This window comes from Bacteroides cellulosilyticus DSM 14838 (assembly GCF_000158035.1).
GTDB lineage: Bacteria > Bacteroidota > Bacteroidia > Bacteroidales > Bacteroidaceae > Bacteroides > Bacteroides cellulosilyticus.
The window spans coordinates 104,750-110,888 of the sequence record NZ_EQ973488.1 but is presented as its reverse complement, the minus strand read 5'-3'; the positions used below and the strand labels follow the sequence as shown (position 1 = coordinate 110,888).

Here is a 6,139-nt window from a genome sequence, read left to right as displayed (position 1 = left end):
TTTCGCTGGAGCCAATCATTCTTTGGATATCCTCCCAGGCTATAATAAAGTAACAGTGAAATGTAGTAATTATCCGGTGGGAGAAGTCTTCCCGGAAGAAGACTATAGTAATCTTGTTCGTCTCGGGGATAGATTCGCACATGCAAGAGAATATGTTGAGGATAATAAAATATCAAGAAAAGTATATTTCTTGCCAGACGCATATCAGATGTTTCATTATGAACCGGGGACGGCTCAAAATCCGGTAAGTGAGACTGAAATTAAGAAAATGTCTTTAGATGATATAGAGAAGTTATATGGTGCAATGCCAGTAAAAAAATGCAATTATGAGATGAAAAAAAATGGTGATAAATGGGAACCCAATATCACTAACTACAATTACGAAGACCTCATACAAATCCGTACTGTACTCTACCCTTCAGGAGCTAGCGTTAATGATACGCAGTACAATTTGAAATTAGAAAATCCTATATTAACCTTTAAAGATCCTCTTCCAACAGCATTATACAGGTGGGGGGCATTCGCCATTCAGGGAAGTGTACAGCTAGTTATGGCTTCGGAAAATAGACTGCCGACCTTAATACCTAGAGATGAAATGTATTCATTTGGAGAGGATCTAGCTAGATTTGCTGTTCCACCGTATTTTGTCTGTGAGTTTTCTATAGGGAACAAGTATTGGAATGGCTCTAGCTTTGTAGAAGGTTACTCTACATTTAACGTATATATTGATGATGGAAAAGATGGAACGTTTCACGAACCTGTTTCCGGAGGCTTTCTTAGTATAAAGTCTACAAAAACCTTGTCCATGCCTTATGACGGGTTAGATGGTTATATTATACCATTAGGAAATGCTATTGGCGGACAGCCGAAATTTGTCATTAAAAACTTCGTGGGAGTGATGTTTACCGGATACATAAATTGCTTTTTGAAGGATTTAAAATGTGTGTTTCAAAAGATGGATGGAGAAGCGGAAAACAACGACTCGGACCGTATCTATGAAAATGTGCTGAATGAAAACTATATCAATGAACTGGATGAAATTGAATTTAAAATATCATCGTACAACAACGATGGTGCATGCTACAGCAAAGTTATGTTAGGCAATGATTATCTGAAAGATAACTTATATAACAGCATTCTTGACGATACAATCCGTCCCGAGGAAATGATGATCACCCGTTGCATCAATCATTATAGTGCCACCCGTATTAAACTTACCCAGGAAATAAAAGAGCGTGCGGATTTATCTCCGATAACAAGATTGTCCGACACTTTTTTGGTTGGTAAGAAATTCATCTGTACAGGCGGAACAATCGATTACCAGATGGGAAAGTTTGAATGTATCATGATTGAAGTTTAAGAATGAAAAAGGTAGCTATCATATCATCCACTGCACCAGCAAAGCCCAGGTCGGACAAATATCCGGTCGGGGCTTCCGTCACGCGTTCATCTTCCGGCACTACGGTCATTAATCAGGGTAGCGGAGAAAGTATCGATATCTTAAAGAAAGATGATATCAAATCTTTTACAGACAAGAATGTGATGTCTTCTCTCCGTTCTTTGGCTGAGTTTATCAGTAAGAAAGATGATAGCGAGGTATCGGCGATTGTTGATTTTTTGAAGGGGTTGAAGATTGACGGCAATTTGATTAGCCGCCTAATTTTAAAGGGCACAGAAACGGAAGAAGTATTTGATACAGATGTGATGTCGGCATTGCGAGTATTAGCTGAGATTGCATCTAATAATGATAATTTATTGAAGTTGTTTCTGTCAAAAGTGAATAAGGACACCGCTTCTGGTCACATCACCTTAGCTAATGGTAGTACAATTGAGAACGGTTTAATAGTTCGTCTGCCTAAGCAAAACACCCCGGCCGCTTTAATGTCTTGTTTGCTTGAAGAGGATATCGATACGTTTGTCGAAGAGGATGAAGACGCCATCGTGGAAGTTGCCCCAGCGGAAGCCAGCGGTGACCTTACTCTTGGTGGTCTTATAAATGCTGATCCTTCATGGGACACCCTTCCCAATGATGTCTATTCCCTGGAAATGCGTGACGGGATTTTCTATCCCAAGCAAGGCGGCGGGCTTGTCATCGGTGAGGAACCCGGCACCGCCTACGACGGTGGAGCGGGTGCCGCCTTGGAGCAGTTGGTAAGGGAGCTTGCAGGCGGTGCCGGAACCATGTACAGCGTGTATGTGCGGAACAATATGCCTTCTTTAGGATTTGCAGCACAATACGGTGAGGAGTGTGTGCTTGACTTTACCTTTGTTTCACAGTATCGGGATGACATCAGCGAGCCGTATAAACCGACCGGGGAACTCGGACTTTGTACCATCATGGTGAAGAATTCCAAGTATACCGACTTTACCGTTGTCAAGCAAATGGAAATATCTTCCAATATCTCTGTCAAACAAGATGTCTCTGAATGGTTGACCAGCGGCAGTAATAATATCAAAGTTACCATCAAGGGAGAAAATACCGACCAGACAACGGCGCCTGTTACCTATGTGGTTCAGCTTACTTCTCTTGGCGTGAGTGCCCCTAACTTCGCCTGGTGGACGGCATTCTCTGGAGATATCGCCATCCCGATGATCGTGAATGGCAATATCAGCAAAACGCTGCATGTGACTGTCACCGGTGATGATTATAACCAGAGCTACAGCCAGAATCTTGGAACGGCTGTATATCTGGATACTCCTTATATCTATACGCTTCCGCATCCGGGAACTACCGGTGTGTATAATGTGAGCTTTTATTTGTCCAATTCGGATAATACCATCCAGACAAAGGCGGTTTCAATTAATATCATGTGTATTTCTGCCGGAGAAACGATAAAGCTCATGTGTGTAAATAATGTTGCCGAACAGTTGACCAACTGGCAGGATAATACCGTGTTTGACTATGCGATCTATGACGGTGCTTCTGCCTTGACTGATGCTTTATTCTCCATTATGAAGGGCGGTAGTGAGGTGTATAGTTCCGAAAATGATTCCATTACCACGAATGCCAAGCAGACTCTCACTTATCCGATGGAGGTTGATACGGATGATGATGCTAACTTTGATGTCATTGTATCCGTGACAAGCGACAATAACAGTCTGATTGAACCGATTACGCTGAATGTGAATAATTCGCTGGGGTATTCTGCTACGTCAGGTGCTGCACTCTATATTAATCCCCGTACACGTAGCAACTCGCAGTCTAACAGCCGCAGTATAGTTAATGAAGTGGATAAGTCGGTTATCCCTGTCACTTGGAACAACTTCAACTGGGGTAATGACGGATGGGTATCTGATGGTGATGGCGTTAAAGTATTGAAAATCTTTGCCCGGAGCTCCGCCGTGATAGATTATCAGCCTTTTGCTGTGGAAGCGGCCCGCAGGGGAAAGACCATTGAGATTGACTTTAAGGTGGAGAACGCCTCGGACGCCTCAAAGAACATCATTACCATTGCCGAGGGAAATGTCGGTCTGAAAGTATCCGGTGAGAATATCTCTTTCTTCTCCCAATCGCGACATGATAGTAGTACGCAGGATGTTCCTACAGATAACGGAGTACGTATACGCTTGACTGTTGTAGTGATGCCTGATGCCTACGGAAATGCAGGATTCAACATCGTTGCCATTTACATCAATGGAAAGAAGAACCGCCAGTACGCTTATGAGAGCAATGACTATTTTCGCAATAGTGGCAAGATAGTTCTGGGCAATGATTATGCCAACTTATATCTGTATGGGTTGCGTGTATATGATTCGGCGCTGACTTCTGAGGCCGTACAGAAGAATTATATCAATCAGCTGGTGACTACCGATGAGAAACAGACAGAGAAGAGTATCAACCAAGTGCTGGATGGTGAAGGTGTGAATATTGACTTCAATGCTACGAAGATGCTATACAATGTATTCGTGGTTGATAAGCCTTTCCCTAACCTGAATAACCCTTCAGGCGTGGCGGGTAATCTGGAAGTCTTCTTCAAGGATAAACCGGAAAGGAACTTCACGCTCACCAATCTGTTGGTGGAAGGCCAGGGAACTTCATCAAAGAAATATCTGGAGTGGAATATCCGCTTCAAGATGAAGGGATTGAAAGATGCTGAGGGTAATAAGATAAACTCTATTGCCACGTATGCCGACGGGACCACAGACAAAAACAAAGTACTCATGTTCGACGGTGTGCCGAAGTCCGGGCGTCTGACGGCTAAGAAGAATTGGGCGAGTTCCATGCAGGACCACAAGGCCGGAAGTGTAGCCGCTTACAATGACCTATACAAAGAGATTGGTATGAAGAATGAGGCGATGATCACCGATCCGCAGATACGCGTTGCCGTGTATCAGGAACCGTTCATCGGCTTCTCCAAGTCTGTCAATGAAGAAGGTCAGGACATATACACTTGCATGGGAGAATTTACGTTTGGTCCGGATAAAGGGGATGATCTTTGCTTTGGTTATGATACGGAAGCTTTCCCTGCCTTGCTATCCGTAGAAGGTTCGGACAATGCTCCGCTGGGCGCGCTTTTCCGTGTTCCCTGGAACAGGAGCAAACCATACTGGGCGTATAATGCCGATGAAGAAGCTTTCCAATATAACAATACCAACTGTTGGGATTTCGATGCCGGTGAACTGAACGCCGATGAAACAGAACCACTGTCTGCACAGAAATGGATAGATGTGTATAATGCCGTATATGTCTGCAACAACCGTATCCGTCCATTCAATGGAACACTGGCTGAACTGAATGCCTCCATAGTTGAATATCGTAGTACAGGTTATGAGTATTGGATTGCCAAGTCCGGTGATGCCAACCTGTACAATCTCTATTACTACGAGGCAGCGGAAGGAAAGTTCATTCCTTCAGACATTGGGAACGGCCAGATCAATCTAAAAACGCAGTTGACCGCATACCTTGCATCCGATCTGTCCGCATTTACAGCCGACCAGTTAAATGAGCTGTTCATCAATTCCAGAAAGCAATTGTTTCGGGCGACTGTGCCGGAATACTTCGACATTGATGATGCTGTATTCCACCATAATTTCGTTGAGTTCACTGCCGGAACCGACCAGCGGGCGAAGAATACTTATCCGTATAGCTTCTGCACGACAGGAAGCAAGTGGCGCTGGCGGCTGGATGATGCTGATACCATCTTTCCTATTGATAACCAGGGACAGGATCGCAAACCCTATTGGTGTGAGATGCATGATTATTACGACAACGGCCAACCGATTTGGAATGGTGAGACTTCTGTCTTCTGGAATCTGTTAGAACAGGCTTTCAGTGCTGAGATTACTGCGGGAATGCGTAAGATGTTCGCCGCAATGGAAAGTTTATGCGGCCAGTCTTCCGGTACTCCTTATGACAAGGCTTATGCTTTCTATAAGAAGTATTTCCTCGGAATAAAAGAATATTTCCCGGCTACGTTAGTAAATGCTGATGCCAAGCGTTATGAGCTTGCCAAGATAGCTTATGATAATGATTCCTATAGTAATGATACCGACCCTATTACGCAATCTCATGGTGATTTCTATAGTGCAGAAACGGCATGGATAAAGAAGCGTATCATGTATATTATGAGTAAGTATAATTATGGCTTATTCTCTGCCAATGGTACCGACACCATCATTGTACGTGCTGCCGGTGATTTGATAGACTATGACATCACTCCGGCTTTCGATATGTATCCGGCCATTGCAAATGGTACGTCCATCGTACAGGGCACACGTACCAAAGCCGGTGAGACGTGTCGCATAACTATCGACCTTGGCGGTAGTGCCGACCAACAGAATGCGATTCAGGCGGCGAGTTGGTTATTGAGTATTGGAGACTGGCATAAAAAGAATGTTTCCGGTACCATGGTGGTACGCGGTAAGCGTCTGTCAGAACTCATACTTGGCAGTAAGACAGATGACGTAATAATCTCTATAACAGGACTTACGCTTGCTGATTGCGGTAGTATGCAGAAGGTTCTACTTTCTAATATTGCCACATTGCAGGGTACACTTGATTTGAGCACAATAATCAACATTCGAGAGGTTTATGCAGATGGAACTAATCTGAGCCAGATAAAATTACCGAACGGTGGAGGACTTGAAGTGATCGAGTACCCGGCTAACAATAAATACATCACTTTCCGGAACTTTCCAA

1 protein-coding gene and 1 pseudogene are annotated in these 6,139 nt (G+C 43.9%); both read left to right on the top strand.

The annotated features are described in order from the left end of the window. Positions 1–1,360, top strand: a pseudogene (locus BACCELL_RS01715) (hypothetical protein); the annotation flags it as partial. A gap of 2 nt (positions 1,361–1,362) precedes the next feature. Continuing rightward, on the top strand, positions 1,363–6,139 hold a 4,777-nt coding region (locus BACCELL_RS25650; protein WP_007209769.1), incomplete at its 3' end, for a hypothetical protein.